General features: G+C 67.5%; 21 protein-coding genes. 8 read left to right on the forward strand and 13 right to left on the reverse strand.

The annotated features are described in order from the left end of the window. Positions 1 to 34 precede the first annotated feature (34 nt). Together miaA and mutL are read right to left on the reverse strand one after the other, a co-directional pair. Positions 35 to 991: a tRNA (adenosine(37)-N6)-dimethylallyltransferase MiaA gene (miaA, locus tag CAL22_RS04415; RefSeq protein WP_094810720.1), complete on the reverse strand. Its 957-nt coding sequence runs from the start codon at positions 989 to 991 to the stop codon at positions 35 to 37. Beyond that, positions 988 to 2,841 (reverse strand): DNA mismatch repair endonuclease MutL, encoded by a 1,854-nt coding sequence (gene mutL, locus CAL22_RS04420; protein ID WP_094810722.1) that lies wholly within the window; start codon positions 2,839 to 2,841, stop codon positions 988 to 990. The genes miaA and mutL overlap by 4 nt, the downstream gene beginning before the upstream one ends. 117 nt (positions 2,842 to 2,958) lie before the next feature. Here mutL and CAL22_RS04425 point away from each other — a divergent pair, with 117 nt between their 5' ends. After that, on the forward strand, positions 2,959 to 3,591 hold the full coding sequence (locus tag CAL22_RS04425) for a VTT domain-containing protein (RefSeq protein ID WP_094811120.1): 633 nt from the start codon (positions 2,959 to 2,961) through the stop codon (positions 3,589 to 3,591). Positions 3,592 to 3,661: 70 nt separating this feature from the next. Here the strand turns inward: CAL22_RS04425 and CAL22_RS04430 are convergent, their stop codons facing one another. Next, positions 3,662 to 5,044, reverse strand: a complete 1,383-nt coding sequence (locus tag CAL22_RS04430; RefSeq protein ID WP_143276937.1) for an N-acetylmuramoyl-L-alanine amidase — start codon at positions 5,042 to 5,044, stop codon at positions 3,662 to 3,664. Further along, the gene (tsaE, locus tag CAL22_RS04435) at positions 4,975 to 5,508 is read right to left on the reverse strand and encodes a tRNA (adenosine(37)-N6)-threonylcarbamoyltransferase complex ATPase subunit type 1 TsaE (protein WP_094810724.1); all 534 of its coding nucleotides are present in this window, start codon (positions 5,506 to 5,508) and stop codon (positions 4,975 to 4,977) included. Before tsaE ends, CAL22_RS04430 begins: the two co-directional genes overlap by 70 nt. 148 nt (positions 5,509 to 5,656) lie before the next feature. Here tsaE and fumC point away from each other — a divergent pair, with 148 nt between their 5' ends. Continuing rightward, entirely contained in the window at positions 5,657 to 7,048 is a 1,392-nt protein-coding gene (gene fumC / locus CAL22_RS04440) for a class II fumarate hydratase (RefSeq protein WP_094810726.1), read from the forward strand. A 62-nt stretch (positions 7,049 to 7,110) separates the two neighbouring features. On the opposite strand, the gene CAL22_RS04445 is transcribed toward fumC, so the two are convergent. Continuing rightward, entirely contained in the window at positions 7,111 to 8,001 is an 891-nt protein-coding gene (locus CAL22_RS04445) for an AEC family transporter (protein ID WP_094810728.1), read from the reverse strand. A 223-nt stretch (positions 8,002 to 8,224) separates the two neighbouring features. On the opposite strand from CAL22_RS04445, the gene CAL22_RS04450 reads away from it, so the two are divergent. Then, positions 8,225 to 9,205 carry a tripartite tricarboxylate transporter substrate binding protein BugE gene (locus CAL22_RS04450; protein WP_094810730.1) on the forward strand — a complete coding sequence of 327 codons (981 nt, stop codon included), beginning with the start codon at positions 8,225 to 8,227 and terminating at the stop codon, positions 9,203 to 9,205. A 61-nt stretch (positions 9,206 to 9,266) separates the two neighbouring features. Here CAL22_RS04450 and CAL22_RS04455 read toward each other — a convergent pair whose 3' ends face one another. Then, entirely contained in the window at positions 9,267 to 10,166 is a 900-nt protein-coding gene (locus CAL22_RS04455; protein ID WP_094810732.1) for a LysR family transcriptional regulator, read from the reverse strand. A gap of 94 nt (positions 10,167 to 10,260) precedes the next feature. On the opposite strand from CAL22_RS04455, the gene ggt reads away from it, so the two are divergent. After that, positions 10,261 to 11,991 carry a gamma-glutamyltransferase gene (gene ggt / locus CAL22_RS04460; protein ID WP_094810734.1) on the forward strand — a complete coding sequence of 577 codons (1,731 nt, stop codon included), beginning with the start codon at positions 10,261 to 10,263 and terminating at the stop codon, positions 11,989 to 11,991. Positions 11,992 to 12,007: 16 nt separating this feature from the next. On the opposite strand, the gene purU is transcribed toward ggt, so the two are convergent. From purU to CAL22_RS04490, 6 genes are all read right to left on the reverse strand, one after another. Then, entirely contained in the window at positions 12,008 to 12,862 is an 855-nt protein-coding gene (purU, locus tag CAL22_RS04465) for a formyltetrahydrofolate deformylase (protein WP_094810736.1), read from the reverse strand. 28 nt (positions 12,863 to 12,890) lie between these two features. Next, positions 12,891 to 14,000, reverse strand: coding sequence for an NAD(P)/FAD-dependent oxidoreductase (locus CAL22_RS04470; protein WP_094810738.1), 1,110 nt, complete (start codon positions 13,998 to 14,000; stop codon positions 12,891 to 12,893). A 5-nt stretch (positions 14,001 to 14,005) separates the two neighbouring features. Then, the gene (locus CAL22_RS04475; RefSeq protein WP_094810740.1) at positions 14,006 to 14,509 is read right to left on the reverse strand and encodes a flavin reductase family protein; all 504 of its coding nucleotides are present in this window, start codon (positions 14,507 to 14,509) and stop codon (positions 14,006 to 14,008) included. Between the two features lie 12 nt (positions 14,510 to 14,521). Beyond that, positions 14,522 to 15,154 carry a pyridoxamine 5'-phosphate oxidase gene (gene pdxH, locus CAL22_RS04480; protein WP_094810742.1) on the reverse strand — a complete coding sequence of 211 codons (633 nt, stop codon included), beginning with the start codon at positions 15,152 to 15,154 and terminating at the stop codon, positions 14,522 to 14,524. 71 nt (positions 15,155 to 15,225) lie between these two features. Next, positions 15,226 to 15,891 carry a gamma-glutamylcyclotransferase gene (locus CAL22_RS04485; protein ID WP_094810744.1) on the reverse strand — a complete coding sequence of 222 codons (666 nt, stop codon included), beginning with the start codon at positions 15,889 to 15,891 and terminating at the stop codon, positions 15,226 to 15,228. Then, positions 15,888 to 17,024, reverse strand: a complete 1,137-nt coding sequence (locus CAL22_RS04490; RefSeq protein WP_167383565.1) for an MFS transporter — start codon at positions 17,022 to 17,024, stop codon at positions 15,888 to 15,890. Before CAL22_RS04490 ends, CAL22_RS04485 begins: the two co-directional genes overlap by 4 nt. A gap of 434 nt (positions 17,025 to 17,458) precedes the next feature. Here CAL22_RS04490 and macA point away from each other — a divergent pair, with 434 nt between their 5' ends. The 4 genes from macA to CAL22_RS04510 are packed head-to-tail and all read left to right on the forward strand — an operon-like array spanning position 17,459 to position 22,804. Then, a complete protein-coding gene (macA, locus tag CAL22_RS04495; RefSeq protein WP_094810748.1) occupies positions 17,459 to 18,637 on the forward strand; it encodes a macrolide transporter subunit MacA in 1,179 nt (392 codons plus the stop codon). Further along, positions 18,634 to 20,601 carry a MacB family efflux pump subunit gene (locus tag CAL22_RS04500; protein ID WP_094810750.1) on the forward strand — a complete coding sequence of 656 codons (1,968 nt, stop codon included), beginning with the start codon at positions 18,634 to 18,636 and terminating at the stop codon, positions 20,599 to 20,601. The genes macA and CAL22_RS04500 overlap by 4 nt, the downstream gene beginning before the upstream one ends. Beyond that, entirely contained in the window at positions 20,598 to 21,971 is a 1,374-nt protein-coding gene (locus CAL22_RS04505; protein ID WP_094810752.1) for an efflux transporter outer membrane subunit, read from the forward strand. Before CAL22_RS04500 ends, CAL22_RS04505 begins: the two co-directional genes overlap by 4 nt. Continuing rightward, complete coding sequence (locus CAL22_RS04510) at positions 21,968 to 22,804, forward strand: tRNA threonylcarbamoyladenosine dehydratase (protein ID WP_094810754.1); 837 nt, start codon at positions 21,968 to 21,970, stop codon at positions 22,802 to 22,804. The genes CAL22_RS04505 and CAL22_RS04510 overlap by 4 nt, the downstream gene beginning before the upstream one ends. A gap of 16 nt (positions 22,805 to 22,820) precedes the next feature. Here CAL22_RS04510 and CAL22_RS04515 read toward each other — a convergent pair whose 3' ends face one another. Further along, positions 22,821 to 23,453: an aminotransferase class IV family protein gene (locus tag CAL22_RS04515; protein WP_094810756.1), complete on the reverse strand. Its 633-nt coding sequence runs from the start codon at positions 23,451 to 23,453 to the stop codon at positions 22,821 to 22,823. Between the last annotated feature and the right edge of the window lie 2 nt (positions 23,454 to 23,455).

Raw genomic sequence — 23,455 nt, forward strand, 5'->3', positions numbered from 1 at the left:
CGGGTTTTTTTCATGCTGAGTTCCGCTGCCGGGCCTAGCCCGGGGGGCGGGCGTCCAGATAGGGCGCGGCCAGGTCGACCACCTGCTGCGCGGCCGTCGGCGCCAGGCAGTCCGTGATGAGGCGATCGGGCTGGGCGCGCAGCCAGGTGAGCTGCCGTTTGGCGAGCTGGCGCGTGGCGGCGATGCCTTGCTCGCGGGCCTCATCGAGCGGGATCTCGCCGTCCAGATGGGCCCAGATCTGGCGGTAGCCCACGCAGCGCACGGAAGGCAGGCCGGGATGCAGATCGGCGCGCAGGCGCAGGGTGCGCACTTCCTCGACCAGGCCGTTGTCCAGCATGGCGTCGAAGCGTTGAGCGATGCGTGCGTGCAGGCCCGCCCGCTCCGAAGGCTCCAGGCTGATGGTCTGAAAACGATGATCGCCGTCGGGGCGGCGCGCCGCGCCGGTCAGCAGGGCCGACATGGGCTGGCCGGACAGCACACAGATTTCCAGCGCGCGCTGAATCCGCTGGCTGTCGTTGGGCGAGAGCCGGGCGGCGGTGATCGGGTCGCGCTGCGCCAGTTCGGCGTGCAGGGCCGGCCAACCCTGCTCGGCGGCCTGGGCCTCGAGCCGGGCGCGCAATGCCGGATCGGCCTGGGGCAGGGCGTCCAGACCTTCGCGCAGCGCCTTGTAATAAAGCATGGTCCCGCCCGCCAGCAAGGGAATGCGGCCGCGCGCCTGAATCTCGGCGATCAGGCGCAGTGCGTCGCTGCAGAACTCGGCGGCTGAGTAGGCCTGCGCCGGGTCACGGATATCCAGCAGATGCTGCGGCACCTGAGCCTGTTCGGCCGGCGAGGGTTTGGCCGTGCCGATATCCATGCCGCGATAGATGGTCGCGGAATCGACATTGATGATTTCCAGCGGCCAGCGCTGCGCCAGGGCCAGCGTGGCCGCGCTTTTCCCGGCCGCCGTCGGGCCGGCCAGACAGATCAGGGGAAGTGATGCCATGCTCATTGACCGCGCAAAAACAGTTTGTCCAGATCGTTCACGGACCACTGTATCCAGGTGGGGCGGCCATGGTTGCACTGGTCGGCGCGCTCCGTGGCCTCCATCTGGCGCAACAACGCATTCATCTCTTCGAGGGTCAGGCGGCGGTTGGCGCGCACGGAACCATGGCAGGCCATGGTGGAGAGCAGTTCGTTGCGCTGCTCGGTCAGCAGGCGCGACTCGCCGACCGATCCCAGGTCGCGCAACACGGCGCGCGTCAGGCTTTCGATATCCCCGCGCGCCAGCAGCGCGGGCACGCTGCGCACCGCGATGGCGTTGGGGCCGGCGGGCCGCATTTCGAAGCCCAGTTCGCCCAGTTGTTCGGCAAACTCTTCGACCAGTGCGACGTCTTTTTCCTGAGCATGAAAGACCACGGGCACCAGCAGATCCTGGCGCGGCAGGCTGCGATTGTCGAGCGCGCGCTTGAGCTGTTCGTACACGACGCGTTCGTGCGCGGCATGCATGTCCACCAGCACCAGCCCGCGGCTGTTCTGCGCCAGGATGTAGATGCCATGCAATTGCGCCAGCGCCATGCCCAGGGGCTGCTCGTCGTGCTCGGGCAGCGGGGCCGAGCCGGAAGCCGGTTCGGCCAGTGGCGCGGACGCGGCGGCCGCGTCGTTCAGCGGCCGGTAGAGAGACTGCCAGTCGCGCGCCGCCACGCCGGCGGGTTCCTGCAGCCGGAACGGCACTTGCGTATGCGGCCGTGCGGCCGGCGCGGGCGGGCTGGGCGACAGCAGCGGAGCCGGTGCGCGCGGCGGGAGGGCGGCCGGGCCGGCGGCGGCCGCTGGCGCGGCCTCGCTGGCTGCCGTGTCGTCCAGCGCTTGCGCGCCGCCGGTCTGCGCCAGCGCCTGGCCGACCACCTGCGCCACGAAGCGATGCACGGCGCCGCTGTCACGGAAGCGCACCTCGTGCTTGGCCGGATGGACGTTGACGTCCACCGCGGCCGGATCGACCTCGAGATAGAGCACATAGGCGGGCTGGCGATCGCCATGCAGCACATCGGCGTAGGCGCTGCGCAGCGCATGGCTGACGGTGCGGTCGCGCACGTAGCGGCCGTTGACATACAGATACTGGCGATCGGCGCGCGCCCGCGCGGCCGTCGGGCGGGTCACCATGCCCATGAGGCCGATGGCGCCGTAGCGCGTGTCCACGGGCAAGGCCTGGCTGGCGAACTCCGCGCCCAGTACGTCGCGGATACGCTGGCCCGGGTCGGCGGGCAGCCATTGGCGCTGCGCCTTGTCGTGATGGAACAGGCGGAAAGCAATCTGCGGATTGGCCAGCGCGATGCGTTCCAGGGCGTCGAGGCAATGACCGAATTCGGTGGCCTCGGAGCGCAGGAATTTGCGGCGCGCCGGAACGTTGTCGAACAGTTGGCGGACATCTACCGTGGTGCCGGCCGGGCCCGACGCCGGGCTGATTTCGCCGCTCGCCGCGTCGATCTGCCAGGCATGGTCGCCCTGGCGCACACGCGAGATGATGCTCAAGCGCGCCACCGAGGCGATCGAGGCCAGGGCCTCGCCCCGGAACCCCATGGAGGCGACGGACTCCAGCTCCGAGAGCGAGCGGATCTTGCTGGTGGCGTGGCGCGCCACGGCCAGCGGCAGTTCGTCGGGCGGGATGCCAAAGCCGTCGTCGCTGACCGCGATGCGGCGGATGCCGCCGCCTTCGAGCCGGATCTCGATGGCGCGGGCGCCGGCGTCGATGGCGTTCTCCAGGATTTCCTTCAGTACCGAGGCCGGGCGCTCGATCACTTCGCCGGCTGCAATCTGGCTGATCAGCAGGTCGGGGAGTTGAGCGATGGAGCGGCGGTCGGACATGGCGGGCGAAGGCGAGGCGGGAAAGAGCGCTGATTTTAGCCCCTGCCCGGCGCTGCTATAGTGTCTCTTCTTTTTTGGGCAAGGCCGGGGCGCGCGCGGACAATGGATTTTCTCAACATGATCCTGCACATCGATCAGACATTCGGGGTCTGGATCGAGCAGTACGGTGCATGGGTCTATCTGGTGCTTTTCTTGATTGTGTTCGCCGAGACGGGGCTGGTCGTCTTGCCGTTTCTCCCCGGGGATTCGCTGCTGTTCATCGCCGGCGCGTTCGGCGCCAGCGGCGCGATCGATCCGGTGCTGTTGGGCGCGCTGCTGGTGGTCGCCGCGGTGACGGGCAACACGCTCAATTACTGGGTAGGCCGAGCGCTGGGGCCGCGCGCTTTCACCATGAACGTCCGGTTTCTGGATCGCGGCGCGCTGCTCAAAACGCATTTGTTCTACGAGAAGCACGGCGGCAAAACCATTGTCATGTCGCGCTTCATTCCGGTGGTGCGCACCTTCGCGCCCTTCGTGGCGGGCGTGGCCCACATGCCGCAGGGCCGCTTTCAGTTTTTCAATATCGCCGGGGCGTTGCTGTGGGTCGTCGGGCTGGTGACGGCCGGCTATTTCTTCGGCAACATTCCCATCGTCAGAGACCATCTGAACACCATCGTGTTGCTGGGGCTGGCCGCGGCCGTCGTGCCGGTTGCCGCCGCCGCCGCCTTGCGCTTTATCCGTGGCCGGCAACGGTCGGGGAAGGCCTCCTAGGCGCGGGCCTGGCCGCAAGGCAAAAAAAATCCATCCCGAGGGATGGATTTTTTTTGTGCCGCGTTTGCCTTCAACTGACGTCAGCCATGCGGGCCAGCGGCGGGTTGGCCGTGAAATACCGATCGATACCGGTCAGCATGGCCTGTGCCAGTTTGTCCAGGTGCGAGTTGCTGCGCAGCTTGGATTCTTCATCGGGGTTGCTGATGAAGGCCGTCTCGACCAGGATGGACGGGATGTCGGGCGCCTTGAGCACCGCGAAACCCGCTTGTTCGACATGATTCTTGTGCAAGCGGTTGATCTTTTTGATTTCGTCCAGGAAGGCTGTGCCGACCTTGAGCGAATCATTGATCTGGGCGGTGGTGGACAGGTCCAGCAGCACCTTGGCGACCTGGCGGTCATGGCTGCCGAGATTGACCCCGCCGATCAGATCGGCGGCGTTTTCCTTGTCGGCCATCCAGCGCGCCTGCGTGCTGGAGGCCCCGCGCTCGGACAGCGCAAATACCGAAGAGCCGTTGGCCGAGGGCTTGATCCAGGCGTCGGCGTGGATGGAGATGAACAGGTCGGCGCGCACGCGGCGCGCCTTTTGCACCCGCACGTGCAGGGGCACGAAATAGTCGTCGTCGCGCGTCAGATAGGCGCGCATGGCCGGCTGGGCATCGATCAGCGTCTTGAGGCGGCGTGCGATGCGCAGCACCACGTCTTTTTCGCGCAGGCCCGTCGCGCCGATGGCGCCGGGATCTTCGCCGCCATGGCCAGGATCCAGCGCGATGGTGAGCATGCGTCGGCGGGCGCGCCCGGGCGCCGGCGTCGGCGCGGCCGGCTTGGGGGCGGGCGTGGGCAGCGTGGGGGCAGGCTCCTGGCCGCGCGCCAGCGGAGCGGGCGCCGGCGTGGGCTGGTTGCGCGAGATCTCGTCCAGCACGCGGGCCAGCGGATCGTCGACATCCGGCCCGGAGGATTTGTTCAGGATGGCGACCAGCGGATCCTGCGCGATCTTGGGATACAGATCGAGCACCAGGCGGTATTGATAATCGCCCACCGGCTTGAGGGTGAAGACCTGAGGCGCGACGGCCTGCTTGAGGTCGAACACCAGGCGCACGACATTGGGGCGGTTCTGCGCGACACGCAGGCCCTGGATGTAGGGGTCGCCGGGCCGGACCTTGGCCACCAGATCGTTCAGGGCGGCGTTGGTGGTCAGGCCTTCGATGTCGACCACCAGACGATGGGGATTTTCGAGCGTGAATTGCTCGGCCTTGAGCTCGCGGTCGAGTTCGAGCGTGACGCGTGTGTATTCTTCGGCGGGCCAGGTGCGCACCGCCAGGATGGTGGCCGCTTGCGCCAGCCGCGGCACGACCGGCAAGACGAGCAGCGTCGCTGCGACGCTGATCAGGCGTCGGCGGGTGGCGGCACGTGGCGGGAGTGCGCCGCTATCGGAGGGACAATCGCGTTCAACCATGTTTGTCCTCGGGCGGTGTAGGCGGTCAGGCTGGCATCGCGTCCCTGCTCGGTGTGGAGCAGGGCAATCTCCAGATCCGGCACCGGTAAAAATGCGCCGGCGCGCTCGGGCCATTCGATCAAAACGACGGCATCGTCACGCAGTAAATCGCGAAATCCTGCGTCCAACCATTCTCGCGTATCACTAAGTCTATAAAAATCAAAGTGATAGAAGTATAAGTTAGAAACTTTATAGGATTCAAGCAGGGCATAGGTCGGGCTTTTGATCCGGCCCTTGATGCCGCTTGCGCGCAACAGTGCCCGGGTGAAGGCCGTCTTGCCCGCGCCCAGGTCGCCGCGCAGGTGTATCCGCCCCCCGGCGGGACCGTGAGCGCCGTTGACCAGCGGCGCCAATTGGCCGGCCAGCGCGTCCGTGGCGTGTTCGTCGGGCAGGTGCAGGGCGAGGTGGGCGAGGGGAGCGGACATGGCGGCGAGCAGGTGGTAAAAACAAATTGGTGAGTCGGATTATAGGAAGGCCGCGCTTTCTGCTACGCTTTCGATTTGATAGTGATTCTCATTGTCCTTGCCCGATTCTTTCCGGCAGGATTGTCTCGTTGTTACGGAGCCGCGATTCATGAAGACCCGCACCGAAAAAGACACTTTCGGCCCCATCGAAGTCCCCGACGATCATCTCTGGGGCGCGCAGACCCAGCGTTCGCTGCATTTTTTCGCGATTTCCACCGAAAGAATGCCGGTGCCGCTGGTGACGGCCATGGCGCAGCTCAAGCGCGCCGCCGCGCAGGTCAATGCCGAGCTGGGTGAGCTCGACCCCGCCATCGCCAAGGGCATCATCGCGGCGGCCGACGAAGTCATCGCCGGCAAATGGCCGGATGAGTTTCCGCTGTCGGTCTGGCAGACGGGCTCGGGCACGCAAAGCAATATGAACATGAACGAGGTGCTGGCCAACCGCGCCTCGGAGATCCTCGGCGGCGTGCGCGGCGAAGCGCGCAAAGTCCATCCCAATGATCACGTCAATCGCGGCCAGTCGTCCAATGACACCTTCCCGACGGCCATGCACGTGGCCGCCGCCGTGCAGGTCGAGCAGCATCTGCTGCCGTCGCTGAAGGTGCTGCGCGCCACGCTGGCCGAGAAAAGCGCCGCTTTCTTCGACATCGTGAAGATCGGCCGCACCCACTTGCAGGACGCCACGCCGCTGACCCTGGGTCAGGAAATCTCCGGCTGGGTCGCCCAGCTCGATCTGGCCGAAGCGCAGATCCGGGCGACGCTGCCCGGCCTGCACCAGCTGGCCATCGGCGGCACGGCCGTCGGGACGGGCCTGAACGCCCACCCGGAGTTCAGCGCCAAGGTGTCGGCCGCGCTGGCGCATGACACGGGGGTGGCCTTCGTGTCGGCGCCCAACAAGTTCCAGGCGCTGGCCTCGCACGAGGCGTTGCTGTTCGCGCATGGCGCGCTCAAGGCGCTGGCCGCCGGCGCCATGAAGATCGCCAACGACGTGCGCTGGCTGTCCAGCGGCCCGCGGTCGGGCCTGGGCGAGATCAGCATCCCGGAAAACGAGCCGGGCAGCTCCATCATGCCGGGCAAGGTCAATCCGACGCAGTGCGAAGCCCTGACCATGCTGTCGGCCCAGGTGCTGGGCAATGACGTCGCCATCAACATCGGCGGCGCCAGCGGCAACTTCGAGCTCAACGTCTACAAGCCGGTGATCATCCACAATTTCCTGCAGTCGGTGCGCCTGCTGACCGATGGCATGGCCAGCTTCGAAGCGCATTGCGCGCGCGGCATCGAACCCAACCTCGAGCGTATCGCCGAGCTGGTCGACCGTTCGCTGATGCTGGTGACGGCGCTGAACCCGCACATCGGCTACGACAAGGCCGCCCAGATCGCCAAGAAGGCGCACAAGGAAGGCTTGTCGCTCAAGCAGGCCGCGCTGGCCTTGGGCCATGTGTCGGAAGCGCAGTTCGCCGAATGGGTCGTGCCGGGCAACATGACGAACGCCAAGCGCTGAGTCCAGGCGCCCCGGGGGCATAAGCAGGCTGTCCGCGGCAAGGCCGCGGGCAGCCTGTTTTTTTAGCCGGCCATCAGCCACAGCGGGATGGTCAGCGCCGAGAACAGCGTGCCCAGCGACAGCAGCACGGCCACCATGCGGCCATCGCCGCCCATGCGCATGGCCAGCACATAGCTGGCCGAGGCCGTCGGCAGGGCGGCGAACAGCAGTAGCATGCGCGCCTCCAGGGCAGGCATGTGCAGCAGCCGGGCCACGCCCAGGGCCACCAGCGGCAGCGCCAGCAGCTTGACCACCAGCATCCAGGTGATCAGGCGGCCGTGGCCGCGCCCGCCTTCCCACGACAGGCTGGCTCCGACGCACATGATGCCCAGGGCGATGGCGGCCGCGCCCAGGCGGCCCAGCACCGTGCCCACCGGGCCGGGCAAGGTCAGGCCGGCAAGATTACAGGCCAGGGCCGTCAGCGTGGAGACGACCAGCGGGTTGCGCGCCAGTTCGCCCAGCAGCCGGTTGCCGTTGTGGCGCGCCAGACCGTAGACTGCGGCGACATTGGCCATGGGCACGGCGAAACCGATGATCAGGGCCATGGCGGTCTGGCCGGCCGCGCCGTTGAGGCTGGCCGCCAGCGCCAGGCCGATGTAGGTGTTGAAGCGGTAGCCGCATTGCGCCGCCGAGGCCAGCGCCATGGGGGCGGGCTTCAAGACGGGGGCGGCGAGCCAGGACAGCACCACGCCGGCGGCGATCACGGCGAAGGCGGCCTGCAGCAGCAGTACGGCATTGCCCGCGCTGATGGGCGTGCGCAGGATGGACTGGAAGAGCAAGGCCGGAAAGAGCACGAAATAGACCAGACGCTCGCAGCCGGCGAAGAATTCGCGCGTAAAACCCAGTTTGTGGCGCAAGGCCCAACCCAGGGCAACCAGCAGAAAGTCAGGCAGAACGAGCAGGGCAACCGACATGGATGAGCGCGGGGCGTAGGGGTTCGAGAAGGCTGAATCCTACCGCGTGCTCGCCATTTGCTGCTATTCTGCGACATCGAACGCACGCCGTCCGGCTCCCGGGCGGCGACAGACACAGATCGCGTTCGCAAATAATCATACAGACACAGGCCGTCTACAGATGGCCGATCCAGCACACCGGCGCTGCTCACGCGCGGCGCTGCTTATCAGGAGGAACACACCGATGATCAAAACACGCACTCTCGTTCAGGCGATGGCCGTGGCCATGGGTTTTGCCGCCGTGGCCGGCGCGCAGGCTGCCGATTTTCCGGACAAGCCCATCCGCGTGATCGTGCCTTTCGCGCCTGGCGGTTCGACCGACATCATCGCCCGTATCGTCACCCAGCGCATGTCCCAGGAACTGGGCCAGCCCATGGTGGTCGAGAACAAGGGCGGCGCAGGTGGCGCCATCGGCGCGGCCGAAGCGGCCCGCGCGGCCCCGGACGGCTACACGCTGTCGATCGCGACGGTGTCGACCATGGCCGTGAACCCGGCCTGCCGCCCGAACGATCTGCCCTACGATCCGATCAAGGATTTCCAGCCGGTCACCAACTTCGCCAATACGGCCAACGTGGTGGCGGTCAATCCGAAGTTCCCGGCCAAGGACTTCAAGGGCTTCCTCGAAGAACTGAAGAAAAACCCGGGCAAGTATTCGTACGGCAGCTCGGGCACCTGCGGCGTGCTGCACTTGATGGGCGAGTCCTTCAAAATGGCCACCGGCACGGATATCGTGCACGTGCCTTACAAGGGGTCGGGTCCGGCCGTGGCGGATGCCGTGGGCGGCCAGATCGAACTGATCTTCGACAACCTGCCTTCGTCCATGCCCCAGATCCAGGCCGGTAAGCTGCGCGCCATGGCCATCGCCTGGCCCAAGCGCATCGATGCGATCAAGGACGTTCCCACCTTCGCCGACGCGGGCTTCCCGGTGCTGAACCAGCCCGTCTGGTACGGTCTGCTCGCGCCCAAGGGCACCCCGATGGAAGTCGTCAACAAGCTGCGTGACGCTGCCGTGATCGCCCTGAAGGACCCCAAGGTGCTCAAGACGCTGGATGACCAGGGCTCCGCGCCTTCGGGCAACACGCCGGAAGAGTTCGCCAAGGAAATCAAGGAACAGTACGACTGGGCCGCTGATGTGGTGAAGAAGCAGAACATCAAGCTGGATTGATGCCGGCCTGATTGCTGCACAGAACGCCGTGTCGCTGACACGGCGTTTTTTTTGTCCCGCGCTAGCTGCCCTCGGGCAGTCCGGCCTGCTCCAGCGCCTGGCACTGCTCGCGCAGGCGGTCGACGAAGTCGTGATAGAGCGTGGGCAAAGGATCGCGGCTGCGCGTGAGCACGCCGATGGGCACGCGCAGCGGCGGCGCCAGCGGGCGCACCCACATCCCCGGGCGCAGCATGGCACGCGCGGTGATGGCGTCGACGATGGCGTGGCCGCAGCCGGCCTGCGCCAGGGCGCAAGCCACATAATGGGTCTGCACCTGGATCGCCACGGCCGGGGCCAGCCCCAAGGTATCGAGCGCCGTTTGCAGCAGGGAGCCGGAGGCGTCGCGCGCGTCGAGCACGATGAGGGTGTCTTCGGCCAGGTCGGCCAGGCGCGCCGGGCCCTGGCCCGGCTGGCGGCTCAAGTGCACCAGCGACGTGTGCCCCAGCACGCTGCGCGTCAGCCCCGGATGATCATTGGTGTCGAAGGTGATGGCGAGATCCAGTTCGCGCGCCAGCAGGCCTTGCACCAGTTCGGCGCTGTGATGGGTGTGGATGTCGAAGGTCAGCCCCGGGTGGGCGTCGCGGCTGGCGCGCACCACGTCCGGCAGCAGGCCCAGGCCCAGCGCCGGCGCGCAGCCCAGGCGCAGGTGGCCATAGGGGCTCTCGCGTAATGAAGCCGCCAGGCGGCGCACGCTGTTCAGATCCTGATTGAGCCGGGCGATCTCCGGGGTGAGGATGTCGGCTTCGCGCGTGGCGACCAGTCTGCCCTTGACGCGCTCGAACAGCTTGAAGCCCAGTTGGGTCTCGGCGTGCGCGAGCAGCTTGCTGGCCGCCGGCTGCGAAATATGCAGCGCCGCGGCCGCCTCGGTCAGTGAGCCCGTGCGGCGGATAGCTTCGAAAACTTCGATATGGCGCAGGCGCATGGCGGTCCGGGGGTCGAAAAGGCCGATTCTAAGGCCGAAATCCCCGTTCGCCGCTTAAGATGTGGGCTGACGCGATCGAGTCGGGGCTTTGCTGATGTGGCTTGTTTTTGTACGCTTTTCTGCGCTTGCCAGCCTGGCGCTGGCCTTGCTGGCCCCGGCCGGCGCGCGTGAGGTCAATCCCGAGGCGGGCAGCGGCTACCAGCCCAAGTCGCTGGCGGTGGCCGGCCATTACATGATCGCCACGGCCAACCCGCTGGCCAGCCGGGCGGGCGAGGCCATCCTGGCACGGGGCGGCAGCGCCGTCGATGCCGTGATTGCCGCCCAACTGGTGCTCAACCTCACCGAACCCCAGTCTTCCGGCATCGGGGGCGGGGCTTTCATGCTGCATTACAACGCCGCTTCGCATGAGCTCGTTACCTACGACAGCCGCGAAACCGCGCCCGCCGCGGCGCGGGCCGACCGTTTTCTGCAGGCGGGCAAACCGATACCGTTCGAGCAGGCAGTCAACAATGGCCGCGCGGTGGCCACGCCAGGGCTGCTGCGCGGGCTGGCGCTGGCGCATGCCGACCAGGGCCGCTTGCCCTGGGCCGAGCTGTTCGCGCCGGCCATTGCCCTGGCCGAGGAGGGCTTTGCGGTGTCGCCCCGCCTGCATACGCTGATCCAGGAGACGCCGCAGCTGGCGGCCCAGCCGGCCGCGGCGGCTTACTTCCTGGACGGCCAGGGCCGCCCCTGGCCTGTCGGCCATGTGCTGCGCAACCCCGAGTTCGCGCGCCTGCTGCGGCGCGTCGCCGCCGAAGGCCCGGACGCGTTCTACACCGGGGAGGTGGCGCGCGACATCGTCGCGGCCGTGCGCACCCATGCCCAGCCGGGCGACTTGAGCGAGGCGGATCTGGCGGGCTATCAGGCCTTGCGGCGCGAGCCTGTCTGTGGACGCTACCGCGGCTACCGGCTGTGCGGCCCGCCGCCGCCCAGCAGCGGCCCGCTGGCGGTGCTGCAGATATTGGGCCAGTTGGAGCCCTACCGCCTGGACGGGGCGCAATCGCTGCGCACCGTGCACTATTTCGCCGAGAGCGGCCGGCTGGCCTTCGCCGACCGGGATTTTTACGTGGCCGACCCGCAGTTCGTGCCGGTGCCGGTGGCGGCCATGCTGGATCCCGCGTATCTGCGCCAGCGCGCCGCGCTCATCCGTCCGGACCGCAGCATGGGGCACGCCTTGCCGGGCGACCCGGCCGGGATGCGGCAGGCGCGCGGGCAGGATGATGCTTTCGAGGTGCCGTCCACCACCCATCTGGTGGCCGTCGATGCGCAGGGCGATGTCGTCTCCATGACCTCCACGATCGAGTCGGCCTTCGGCAGCAAGATCTTCGTGCATGGTTTTCTGCTCAACAACGAAATGACGGATTTTTCGTCGTCCTGGCATGATGCGCAGGGGCGCCTGATCGCCAACCGCATCGAGCCCGGCAAACGGCCGCGCAGCGCCATGTCGCCGATGATTGTGTTCCAGTCGGGCAAGCCTTGGCTGGCGCTGGGCTCGCCGGGCGGCAGCGCCATCATCAACTACGTGGCCAAGACGCTGGTCGGCGTGATCGATGGCGGTCTGGACATCCAGCGCGCCATCGCCCTGCCCAACATGGGCAGCCGCAACCGGGCCACCGAGCTGGAGCAGGGCAGCACGCTGCAGGCCCTGGCGCCGGGCCTGCGCGCGCTGGGGCACAAGGTCGAGATGGTGGAGTTTCCGAGCGGCGTGCAGGGCATCATGATGACGCCCGGCCGCCTCGAGGGCGGCGCGGATCCGCGCCGCGAAGGGGTGGCGCTCGGCCGCTGAGGGCCGGGCCGGCGGATCAGCGGAAGACGACGGTCTTGTTGCGGTTGAGCAGGATGCGGTGCTCGACGTGGCTGCGCACCGCGCGCGACAGCACCATGGATTCGATATCGCTGCCGACCTGGGTCAATGCCTGGGCGGTCATGGTGTGATCCACGCGCTCGATATCCTGTTCGATGATGGGGCCTTCGTCCAGGTCCGAGGTGACGTAGTGCGCGGTGGCGCCGATGAGCTTCACGCCCCGGGCATGGGCCTGGTGATAAGGGCGCGCGCCTTTGAAACTGGGCAGGAAGCTATGGTGGATGTTGATGGCGCGTCCGGCCAGGGCGTGGCAGAGGTCGGCGGACAGGATCTGCATATAGCGCGCCAGCACCACCAGATCGATGCGCTCGCGCTCGACCAGCTCCAGCACCTGATGCTCTTGCGCGGTCTTGGTCTCGGCCGTGACGGGCAGGTGGTGAAAGGGGATGCCGTAAGAGGCCGCCAGGCCGGCGTAGTCATTGTGGTTGGAGACGATGGCCGCGATCTCGGCGTGCAGCTGACCGCTGCCCACGCGGAACAGCAGGTCGTTCAGACAGTGACCCTGCTTGCTGACCATGATGAGCAGGCGCGGCTTTTGGCGGGCGTCGTGGATCTGCCAGTCCATGCTGTAGTCGGCCGCCACGGTGGCGAACTTTTCGCGCAGCATCGCGGCGTCGCCTTCACCCGGCAGGTCGAAGTGCACGCGCAGGAAAAAGCGGCCGGTTTCTTCGTCACCGAACTGCTGCGAATCGAGAATACTGCAACCCAGTTCGAACAGCAGGCCGCTGACGCGATAGACGATGCCCGTGCGATCGGGGCAAGACAGGGTCAGGATGTAGTCGTTGTGCTGCATGTTCTCTGGGGTCAATAAACGATAGCGATCAGCGGGCCAGCAAGGCCAGGGTGTCTTCGGCCAGCGCCAGGCTGGAGGTCAGGCCGGGGGATTCGATGCCATACAGGCCCACGAACCCGGCAACGCCATGCTGGGCAGGCGCGGAAATCATGAAGTCCGCGGCCGGTTCGGTGGGGCCCGAGATTTTAGGCCGGATGCCAGTGTAGCCGGGCGTGAGGGCCTGGTCGGGCAGTTGGGGCCAGTAGCGCCGCACGGCGTCGTAGAAGACGTCGGCGCGCTCGGGGTGCAGGGTGTAGTCCTCGACCGGAATCCATTCGGTGTCCGGGCCGAACTTGGCCTGCCCGCCCATGTCCAGCGTCAGGTGCACGCCCAGGCCGGCGTGTTGCGGCACCGGGTAAATGAGGCGGGAAAAGGGCGCGCGGCCGCTGAGCGTGAAGTAGCTGCCTTTGCACAGATACTCGGCCGGAATGCTTGCGGCCGGCAGGCCCTCGATGCGGCGTGACAGCGTGGGGGCGTGCAGCCCGGCGCTGTTGATGAGCACGTTGCAGCTCAGGCTCAGGGGTTCGGGCCCGCCGAAATCCACATCGAAGCCGCCTGTGTCTCGCACGCGGGCGCGCAGCATGGGGGTATGGAAGACGAATTGCGCGCCGGCGTTCTCGGCCTCGCCCTGATACGACAGCATCAGGGCATGGCTGTCGACGATGCCGGTCGATGGCGACAGCAGCGCGGCGGTGCAGCGCAGGGCGGGTTCGAGCGCCTGCGCCTGCTTCGCGCTCAGCGGCTGCAGGTCGTCCACGCCATTGGCTGCGGCCCGGGCCGCGATGCCGGCCAGGCTGGCGGCTTCGGCCTCGGAGGTGGCGACGATGAGTTTGCCCAGCCGCTTGTGGCCGATGCCGCGCGCGGCGCAGTAGTCATAGAGCAGATGCTTGCCGCGCACGCACAGGCGCGCCTTCAGGCTGCCCGCCGGGTAGTAGATGCCGGCGTGAATGACTTCGGAGTTGCGCGAGCTGGTGCCCGTGCCGATGGCTTCGGTGGCCTCGGCCACCAGCACGTCGCGGCCGGACAAGGCCAGTGCGCGGGCGATGGCCAGGCCGACGACGCCGGCCCCAATGACGATGCAATCGATATCGGTGTTCATGGCGTTCAGGTCTGGCGGGCAGGGGTCAGGTCGAATCCGCCGGCGTGAAAGACCAGCGGGTCTTCGGTGCTGCAACCGCAGGCGAGCACCTCGCCGACCATGATGACATGGTCGCCTTCTTCGTACTGGCTGCGGTTGCGGCATTCGAACCAGGCCGCATTGCGCTCGTCCAGGCGCGGGGTGCCATGCGGGGCGCTGACGTCGGGCAGGCCGTTGAAGCGTTCGCTGGTCGTGCCGGTGGCGAAGTGACGCGCCAGGGCTATCTGCTCGGCCGACAGCACGTTGATGACGTAGCGCTCGCAACGCAGAAAGGCCTGCAGCGAGGACGATGCGCGCGACAGGCTCCAGAGCACCAGCGGCGGGTTCAGCGAGACCGAGTTGAAGGAACTGACGGTCATGCCGATGCGCTCGCCGGACAAGCCGGTGGTGCTGACGACGGTCACGCCCGTGGCGAAACGGCCCAGGGCGGTGCGAAAAAAGGCGGCATCAAATTCGGGAAGAGGGGACATGCGTGGGCGGCGTCAGGGCGAAAGGCGGTCCATCACCCAGCCCTGCTTGCCATCGGCGCGGTAGCGCAGACGGTCGTGCAGGCGCGACGGGCGGCCTTGCCAGAATTCGAAACACGTCGGGACCAGGCGATAGCCGCCCCAATGCGGCGGGCGCGGCGGCTCGTCGCCGTAGCGGGCGCGGAAATCGCGTTCGCGGGCTTCGAGGTCTTCGCGCGTGACGGGCTGGCTTTGATTGGAGGCCCAGGCGCCAATGCGCGAGCCGACCGGCCGGCTTTTGAAATAGGCGTCGGATTCTTCGGCGCTGACGCGCTCGATCACCCCTTCGATGCGCACCTGGCGCTCCAGCGGCTGCCAGAAAAACAGCAGCGCGGCGCGCGGGTTGGCCAGCAGATCATGGCCTTTGCGCGACTCGTAATTGGTGAAGAAGGTAAACCCGCGGACGTCGTATCCCTTGATGAGGACGATACGCGCCGAGGGCTGGCCGCTGGCGTCGACCGTGGCCAGGGTCATGGCATTGGGCTCGGGAACCTGGGCGGCGATGGCCTCTTGGAACCACAGCGCAAATTGGTCGAGCGGCGCGATGGCGGCCTGATTTTCCAGCAGGACGCCTCTTTCATAGCTTTGACGCAGATCGGAAACGGACATGATGGTCGGCAGTGGCGTGGGGAAGATCTCAGTTTACCGCCATCCGCCCCGGGTTTCCCCTGGGGCGGCCTTCAGCGCGCGGGGGCGGGCTGCGGCGCCGGGTCGAGATGGCGGGCCAGGCCTTCCAGGCGCGCGTCGTGGATGCCCGCGGCGCGCAGCGCGCGCGCGGTTTCGACCACGTAGTCGGTGCAGGGGCCGTAGCGGCCGGCCGCGCGGCGCACGATGGCCAGCACTTCTTCTTCGGGCAGGGCGCGGATATAGGCGGGATTGGCGCGGTTCATGATGAAGACCAGCGCCTGCACGGGACCGTTCTCGGTCTGGCAGGTGAGCCAGCGCGGCAGATAGGCGCCGGTGGACATCTCGCGATCCCAGAGGGCGGGGAAGTATTCCGGCACCTGGGCGCCGGCGAGGCGGTAGACCACGCCCCGGCAGGAGCCGCCCCGGTCCAGGCCGAAGACCAGCCCCGGGCATTCGGGCGTGCCGCGGTTGACGCGCGACCACAGGCAGAGCGCGCGGTGGTGGCCGCGCAGCATGGCCAGGCGGCGTTCTTCGAACGCGAAATCCGGCCGCCAGATCAGCGAGCCATAGCCATAGACCCACAGGTCCTGGCCGTCGCGCCAATGCGCCAGCGCGGCATCGAGCGAGGCGCGGCGCTCTTCGGGCGTCCAGAGCCGGAAGGGAGTGGACGCGCCGGAGAGGACGGGCGCGTCGGCGGGAGCGGAAAGCGGCGAGGTCACGACGACATTTCGGTATCTTGCGGCGGATGGCGGTTGAACCAGCCCCCGGCCGTCAGGGCCAGGGCATAGGCCCAGAACAGCGGCGCCACGCCGATGATTGCGCCCAGGGCGCCGAAAGTCAGCGGCAGGGTCACCTGCGACGCGTTGATCAGGGCCATGCGAACCCCGACCGCTTCGGCTGCGCGCCCATGCGGCGAATAATGATGCAGCATTGAAAGCATACTCGGTTGGCAGCAGCCCAGGGCCAGCCCGAGCACGAAAGACAGCCCGATCAGGGTGCTGACGTCGGTGAAAAACGGGTAAAGCATGAAATCAACGGCCGCCGTGGCCATGGACACGCGCACCAGCGTCCAGGAACGCACGCGTTTCTGGATAAAGGGCAGAAGCAGGCGGATGACGAATGTTGCCGCCGCGAAGGCGGCAAGAATCAGGCCGATCGTGGTGGCCGACAGGCCGATGGCCACCCCGAAGATGGGCACCACGAACAGATGCGTATCCCAGGCGCCGGACAGGATGGTGTTGACCATGAGTACGCGGCGCAGGGCGGGGACGGCCAGCAACTCGGTGACGCGGCGCTTTTCGGCGGCGCGCTGCGTGCTGACGCCGGCCAGCGCCAGATCGGCCTGCCTGAGACGCCGCCGCAGCAGGTAGAGGCCGCCGATGGACAGCAGCGGTCCCAGCGTCAGCAGGCCGAAGGCCATGCGGTTGCCCAGGTGGTCAATGGCCAGACCGGCGATCAGCGGACCGGAAAAACCGGAGCCGGCCAGCGCCAGCGACATCCAGGAGAAATTGCGCAGCCGCTGCCGGGGTTCGGCATGGCCCAGCAGATCCTGGGTGGCGACCTGATGCAGCATGAAGCCGATGCCGATGCAACACGAGGCGATGAGCAGGGCGGATTGCGTCGGCGTCAGAAAGGGTAGCGCGGTGCCCAGCGTGACCAGCGAGGTGCCGATGATCAGGGGCTTGCGCACGCCGACCTTGTCCACCCAGCGTCCGGCATGGACGGAAAACAGCATGGGCAGCACGGCAAAGACTGCCACCAGGGTGCCCACCTTGAAGGTGGACAGGCCGATCTGCAGCGCCGTGAGGGACACCGTGATCCGTCCGCCGGTCAATGCCACGTGATTGAGCATGGCCAGCAGGCACAGCCAGGCGGCTCCTTGGAAGGCGGAGTGGGATGCGCTGGAGGAAGAGGAGTCGGGGGGCTTGGACACGGCTATTTGCAATGATTCTGTGCCTAACTTCCGTGAATGTCGAGGCAGCGGGGCGGGCCTGCCGGCGCCGGGCCGGCGGCTCGCGGTTGGACGGAAACGGGGCCGTATGCATCAGGTCGGCGGCGATTGGCGGGGCGTTGGGCGGAGTTGGGCGCAGTAGCCGTTTCAGCCGGGCAGGGGCGGCGGACGGGCGGCGGCGGCGCGATTGTGTCTTGCATACAACGCTTTAGGTCTATACGGTTGGGACGTCAGCTATCTGGCGCCATTTCGGGTTTGCCCGGGCCGCCCGTAGAATGCGGGCAGTTCGCAGATAAAAACTTTTCCTATCTACGGGGCCTTGCCCCAGGATGTCGATGAAAGCAAAACCTGGCCGCCTCAAGCGCTATGTCTGGATCGCCATCGGCCTGTTGATCGCCGCGTTGCTGATTAAATGGCTGTTCTTCCCCAGTGCCCCACCGCCCACCTTCGCCACCGCGACGGTCAAGCGCGGCGACCTGGAAAACAGCGTGCTGGCCAGCGGAACGCTGGAAGCCGTCCGGCAGGTCAGCGTGGGCGCGCAGGTCTCCGGCCAGCTGAAGTCGCTCAAGGTCAAGCTGGGCGAGGAGGTCAAACAGGGCCAGTTGATCGCCGAGATCGACGACATGACGCAACAGAACGAGCTGCGCAATGTGCAGGCGGCCTTGGAGACCCGGCGCGCCGAGTTGCGCGCTAAGCAGGCCACGCTCAAGCAGGCCGAGCAAGCTTATGCCCGGCAGCGCAAAATGTTGGCGGCCGACGCCAGTTCGCGCGAGTCGTTCGAGTCCGCCGAGGCCACCCTCAATGTGACCCGTGCCGACATCGTGGCCCTGCAGGCCCAGATCGCGCAGGCCGAGATCGAGGTCGACAAGGCCAAGGTCAACCTCGGTTACACCCGCATCGTCTCGCCCATGGACGGCAAGGTCGTGGCCATCGTCACCAAGGAAGGCCAGACGGTCAATTCCATCCAGAGCGCGCCGACCATCATCAAGGTCGCGCAGGTGGGGACCATGACGGTCAAGGCACAGATTTCGGAGGCCGATGTCACGCGGGTGCGTCCGGGCCAGAAGGTCTACTTCACGATTTTGGGCGAGCCCGACACGCGCCACTATGGCGTGCTGCGGGCCATCGAACCGGCGCCCGACTCCATCCAGCGCGACGAGAGCACCTCCGCGCTGACCAACACTTCCAGCACCTCGACCTCGTCGGCGGTCTATTACAACGGCCTGTTCGACGTGCCCAACCCGGATGAGGTGCTGCGCATTTCGATGACGGCCCAGGTCTTCGTGGTGTTGGGCGAAGCCAGCCAGGTGCTGCAGATTCCGTCGTCGGCGCTGGGCAAAAAGGGCGAGGACGGGTGGTACACCGTGCGGGTGGTGGGCGAGGATGGCCAGCCGCAGGCGCGCCAGATCCGCGTCGGCATGAATAACAACGTCATGGCCGAGGTGCTCGAAGGGCTGAGCGAAGGCGAGAAGGTCGTATCGGCGGATGCCGCGCCGGCGGCGGGGCGGCCGTGAGCGGCGCGCTGATCCAGTTGCGGGACGTCTGGCGGGAGTTCGCCGCCGGCGACCAGGTCATCGCCGTCCTGCGTGAGGTCAATCTCGAGATCGCGGCCGGCGAGATGGTGGCCATCGTGGGAGCGTCGGGCTCGGGAAAGTCCACGCTGATGAATCTGCTCGGGTGTCTGGACCGGCCTTCGCGCGGGGTGTATTGCGTCGACGGCCGCGAGACGTCGCGCATGGGGCCGGACGAATTGGCCGAGTTGCGGCGCGAGCACTTCGGTTTCATTTTTCAGCGCTATCACCTGCTGGCCGATTTGACGGCGCAGGGCAATGTGGAGATGCCGGCGGTGTACGCCGGCCTGGCGCGCGGGCCGCGCCAGGCACGCGCGGCCGACCTGCTGCGCCGGCTCGGGTTGGCCGAGCGGCTGGATTACCGCCCCGGGCAGTTGTCGGGCGGCCAGCAGCAGCGCGTGAGTATCGCGCGCGCGCTCATGAACGGCGGCCGCATCATTCTGGCCGACGAGCCCACCGGCGCGCTGGACAGCCAGACCGGCCAGGAGGTGCTGCGCATCCTCGAAGAGCTGAATGCGGCGGGCCACACGATTGTGCTGGTCACGCACGACATGAGCGTGGCGCGCCATGCGCGCCGCATCATCGAGATCAGCGATGGCCGCATCGTGTCCGACCGCGCCAATCCGCAGGCGCCCGAGCGCGCCGCGCTGGCCGGCGATGCCGGGCCGGAGGAAGAAAAACCGCCGCAGCAGCCCTGGCGGGCCTGGCTGGACCGGGGCCGCGAGGCGCTGGGCATGGCCCTGCTGGCCATGAACGCGCACCGGTTGCGCACCTGCCTGACCATGCTGGGCATCATCATCGGTATCGCGGCCGTGGTGTCGGTGGTGGCCTTGGGCACGGGCTCGCGCCAGAAGATACTGAGCGATATCAGCGCCATGGGTACCAATACCGTGGATATTTTCCCGGGCAAGGATTTCGGCGACGAGAAGGCATCCACCATCCGCACGCTGGTGCCGGCCGATGCCGAGGCGCTGGCGCGCCAGCCCTACGCCGACAGCGTCTCACCCGAGGTCTCGACCACCACCACGCTGCGTTATCGCAACGTGTCGGTCAATGGCTCGGTGCAGGGGGTGGGCGCGCAGTACTTCCGGGTGCGCGGCGTGAAGATCGCCCAGGGGCAATTTTTCGACGAAGCCGGTGTTTCCCGGCGCAGCCAGGATGTGGTGATCGACACCAACACGGCCAAGAGTCTGTTCGGCAACCATACCGATCCGATTGGTCAGGTGATTTTTCTGGGCGCGGTGCCCGCGCGCGTGATCGGCGTGACCCAGCCGCAGGAAACGCTGTTCGCCAACGCCGATACGCTGCATGTCTGGATTCCGTACACCACGGCCCTGAGCCGCATCCTGGGCCAGCAGCATCTGCGCAGCATCACGGTGCGCGTGAGCGACAGCATGCCGACCAAGGCGGCCGAGGAAGCCATCACCACGCTCATGCGGCAGCGCCATGGCGCCAAGGACTTTTTCGTCTTCAATACCGACACCATACGCCAGACGGTGGAGCGCACGACGGCGACCCTGACGCTGCTGGTGTCGCTGATCGCCGTGATCTCGCTGGTGGTCGGCGGCATTGGCGTGATGAACATCATGCTGGTGTCGGTCACCGAGCGCACGCGCGAGATCGGCGTGCGCATGGCCGTGGGCGCGCGCCGCAGTGACATCATGCAGCAGTTTCTGATCGAGGCCATTCTGGTCTGCCTGATCGGCGGGCTGTTGGGCATTCTGCTGTCGCTGTCGATCGGCGTGCTGGTGTCGCAGGCCACGCGTGGCGCTTTCCAGATGGTGTATTCCGGCACGTCCATGGTGGCGGCCTTTGTGTGTTCCACGCTGATCGGCGTGGCCTTCGGGTATCTGCCGGCGCGCAATGCGGCGCGCCTGGATCCCATCGAATCGCTGGCACGAGAATGAAGCCTGTCCTGATCCTGGCATCCTTGCTGTTGGCCGGATGCATACATACTCCCTACGAGCGGCCCGAGGTGCAGACACCGGCGCGCTGGCAGCAGGGGCAGCCCACGTCCCCGCGCGCGCCGGCGCCGGGTGGCCCGTGGTGGCGCAATTTCCAGGATCCGGTGCTCGACACCTTGGTCGAGCAGGCCCTGGCGCGCAACAACGATCTGGCCGTGGCGGCCCTGACCGTGCGCCGCGCGCAGCTGCAGGCCGGGCTGGCGCAAAGCGATCTCTATCCGACCGCCAGCGGCACGGGCAGCTTCAATCGCAGCCGCAACCTGGACGGCGCGCGGGCCAGCGCGCGCGCCACCAATGTGGAGCTCGCGGCGAGCTGGGAGCTCGATCTGTGGGGCAAGCTGGCGCGCGCGCGGGATGCCGCGCAGTGGCAGGCGCTGGCTACCGAAGAGGACCGCCAGGCCGCGGCGCTCAGCCTGGTAGGGACCACGGCCGAGCTGTATTGGCAGACCGCCTATCTCAATCAGCGTCTGGCCAGCAGCCGCGAGAGCATTGCCTACGCGCGGCGCACCCTCGAACTGGTACAGGCGCAATATGGCGCGGGCGGCGCGTCGGGCCTGGAAGTGGCCGAGGCGCGTCAGACCCTGGCCAGCCAGGAGGCCGCGCATACCGATCTGCTGCAGCAGCGCGTCGAAGCGATCAATGGCCTGACGATTCTGTTCGACGGGCCGCCGGATCGTATCGTGGCCGATCCCCAGCGTCTGCCGCAGGGCCCCTTGCCCGGGGTGGACGCCGGGCTGCCGGCCGACTTGCTGGCGCGGCGCCCCGATCTGCGCGCGGCCGAGGCGCGGCTGCGCGGCGCGCTGGCGAGTACCGATGCCACGCGCGCCAGCTTTTACCCGCCCATGACGCTGACGGGCTCGGTCGGCTCGGCCAGCGATTCGCTGGGCCATTTGCTGGCCAATCCGGTGGCCACGCTGGGCGCGGGCCTGGCCTTGCCCTTTCTGAACTGGAACCAGATGCGGCTGAACATCCGCATCGCCGAAACCGATTACGAGATCCTGGTGGCGCAGTTCCGCCAGGCGCTCTACCAGGCCATGAGCGACGTGGAGAATGCCTTGTCGGCGCGCAGCCAGTTGGCCGACCGGGCGCGTCTGTTGCAGGCCTCGCTGGACGCGGCCCGCGAGGTCGAACGGCTCTATGAAACGCGCTGGCGCGCCGGCGCGGTGGCCTTGCGGATCTGGCTCGACGCCCAGGAAAAGCGCCGCGCCGCGGAAGTGGCGGTGGACGAGAACCGCTTGCAGCAACTGCGCAATCAGGTGCAGATCTATCAGGCGCTGGGCGGCGACGCCGTCGTGGGACAATACGCCCCATGATGCTGCCCGACCCTGTTGCCTGTGAGATTGACGCCGAGCGCCGTTTTGGCGGCTTGGCCCGCCTGTATGGCCCCGAGGCGCCTGCCCGCCTGCGCGCCGCGCACGTGGCGGTGGCCGGCCTGGGCGGCGTGGGTTCCTGGACCGCCGAGGCCCTGGCGCGTTGCGGCGTCGGCGCCCTGACACTGATCGATCTGGACAATATCGCCGAATCCAACGTGAACCGGCAGATCCATGCCTTGAGCGCCACCCTGGGTCAGGCCAAGGTCGATGCCATGGCCGAGCGTATCGCCGCCATCCATCCGGCATGCCGGGTGACGCGCATCGAGGATTTCGTCGAACCCGGCAATGTGGAGCAGGTGCTGGCCGGCGATTACGCCATGATCGTCGATTGCACCGACCAGGCGGCGGCCAAGATCGCGATGGTGCTGCATGCGCGGGCCCGCGGGCTGCCGATGCTGCTGTGCGGCGGCGCTGGCGGCAAAACCGACCCGCTCGCCTTGCGCGCGGGCGATCTGTCGCAGGCCGTCAACGACGCCTTGTTGGCCAAGTTGCGCAACAAGCTGCGCCGTGAGCATGGCTACCCGCGCGCCAGTGATGCGCAGGGGCGGGCGCTCAAACGGGTGCCGCGCATGGGCGTGCGCGCCCTGTGGTTCGATCAGCCGGCCATCCTGCCGGCGGCCTGGCAGGCCGACGCCGCGCAGGCGGCGCCCGGCGCGCCGCAGGGGTTGTCCTGCGCCGGTTACGGATCGGTCGTGACGGTGACGGCGGCCATGGGCATGGCGGCCGCCAACGAGGCCATCCAGGCCATCTTGGCCCGGCCGCCAGCGCCCTGACCGCCCAGGCGGGCCGTCAGTAGTCGTGCAGGGTGACGTCGATCCAGCCGCGTAGCGCGTTGGACAGGCGCAGGCCATCGGCGCGGCGCAGGTCGTCGACCTCCAGCACCCGCTCGCGGACTTGCCCGGTTTCCAGCAGTTCGGCGCGCTGCACGCCCGGCAGCAGGCCGCATTCGACCGGCGGCGTATACCACTGGCCGTGCAGCAGCAGGTAGAGATTGCTGCGGCTGCCTTCGCAGAGCTGGCCTTTTTCGTTGAAGAACACCATGTCGAAGATCTGCGGATGCGCGGGCAACCAATCCGCCGCCTTGGCGTACCAGGGGCGGAAGGTGGTTTTGTAGCGCAGCAGCGGTTCGCGCGAGTCCAGCGGTTCGGGCGCCAGCAGGATTTCCTGCACCAGCGGCAGCGGTGCGAGCGGCGTCGTCTGGATGTCGTAGCGCCCGCTGCGCTCGAGCAGCACGCGCATGCGATAGGGCTCCAGGCCGGCCGGCGCACGCGCGGCGGCCAGGATGTCGCGCTCGATGGCGGCTTCGTCGCAGTGATAGCCCAGCGCCTGGGCCGAAGCCGCCAGCCGGGTCAGGTGCCGGCCCAGCAGCGGCAGGCTGCGGTCGGCGGTCACGAGGAGGGTTTCGATCAGCTCGGGGGCCATGG

Source organism: Bordetella genomosp. 12 (genome assembly GCF_002261355.1).
In the GTDB taxonomy this organism is placed as follows: Bacteria; Pseudomonadota; Gammaproteobacteria; order Burkholderiales; family Burkholderiaceae_B; genus Bordetella.

What these genes read in the sequence shown, in the direction of transcription:
- CAL22_RS04445 (WP_094810728.1), bottom strand. Translation starts at nt 8,001, where the DNA reads ATGTCGGTTGCCCTGCTCGTTCTGCCTGACTTTCTGCTGGTTGCCCTG.
- CAL22_RS04455 (WP_094810732.1), bottom strand. Translation starts at nt 10,166, where the DNA reads ATGCGCCTGCGCCATATCGAAGTTTTCGAAGCTATCCGCCGCACGGGC.
- purU (WP_094810736.1), bottom strand. Translation starts at nt 12,862, where the DNA reads ATGCAGCACAACGACTACATCCTGACCCTGTCTTGCCCCGATCGCACG.
- ggt (WP_094810734.1), top strand. Translation starts at nt 10,261, where the DNA reads ATGTGGCTTGTTTTTGTACGCTTTTCTGCGCTTGCCAGCCTGGCGCTG.
- CAL22_RS04490 (WP_167383565.1), bottom strand. Translation starts at nt 17,024, where the DNA reads ATGCTCAATCACGTGGCATTGACCGGCGGACGGATCACGGTGTCCCTC.
- fumC (WP_094810726.1), top strand. Translation starts at nt 5,657, where the DNA reads ATGAAGACCCGCACCGAAAAAGACACTTTCGGCCCCATCGAAGTCCCC.
- CAL22_RS04475 (WP_094810740.1), bottom strand. Translation starts at nt 14,509, where the DNA reads ATGTCCCCTCTTCCCGAATTTGATGCCGCCTTTTTTCGCACCGCCCTG.
- pdxH (WP_094810742.1), bottom strand. Translation starts at nt 15,154, where the DNA reads ATGTCCGTTTCCGATCTGCGTCAAAGCTATGAAAGAGGCGTCCTGCTG.
- CAL22_RS04470 (WP_094810738.1), bottom strand. Translation starts at nt 14,000, where the DNA reads ATGAACACCGATATCGATTGCATCGTCATTGGGGCCGGCGTCGTCGGC.
- mutL (WP_094810722.1), bottom strand. Translation starts at nt 2,841, where the DNA reads ATGTCCGACCGCCGCTCCATCGCTCAACTCCCCGACCTGCTGATCAGC.
- macA (WP_094810748.1), top strand. Translation starts at nt 17,459, where the DNA reads ATGAAAGCAAAACCTGGCCGCCTCAAGCGCTATGTCTGGATCGCCATC.
- CAL22_RS04510 (WP_094810754.1), top strand. Translation starts at nt 21,968, where the DNA reads ATGATGCTGCCCGACCCTGTTGCCTGTGAGATTGACGCCGAGCGCCGT.
- CAL22_RS04430 (WP_143276937.1), bottom strand. Translation starts at nt 5,044, where the DNA reads ATGGTTGAACGCGATTGTCCCTCCGATAGCGGCGCACTCCCGCCACGT.
- CAL22_RS04505 (WP_094810752.1), top strand. Translation starts at nt 20,598, where the DNA reads ATGAAGCCTGTCCTGATCCTGGCATCCTTGCTGTTGGCCGGATGCATA.
- CAL22_RS04425 (WP_094811120.1), top strand. Translation starts at nt 2,959, where the DNA reads ATGATCCTGCACATCGATCAGACATTCGGGGTCTGGATCGAGCAGTAC.
- CAL22_RS04450 (WP_094810730.1), top strand. Translation starts at nt 8,225, where the DNA reads ATGATCAAAACACGCACTCTCGTTCAGGCGATGGCCGTGGCCATGGGT.
- CAL22_RS04515 (WP_094810756.1), bottom strand. Translation starts at nt 23,453, where the DNA reads ATGGCCCCCGAGCTGATCGAAACCCTCCTCGTGACCGCCGACCGCAGC.
- tsaE (WP_094810724.1), bottom strand. Translation starts at nt 5,508, where the DNA reads ATGTCCGCTCCCCTCGCCCACCTCGCCCTGCACCTGCCCGACGAACAC.
- miaA (WP_094810720.1), bottom strand. Translation starts at nt 991, where the DNA reads ATGAGCATGGCATCACTTCCCCTGATCTGTCTGGCCGGCCCGACGGCG.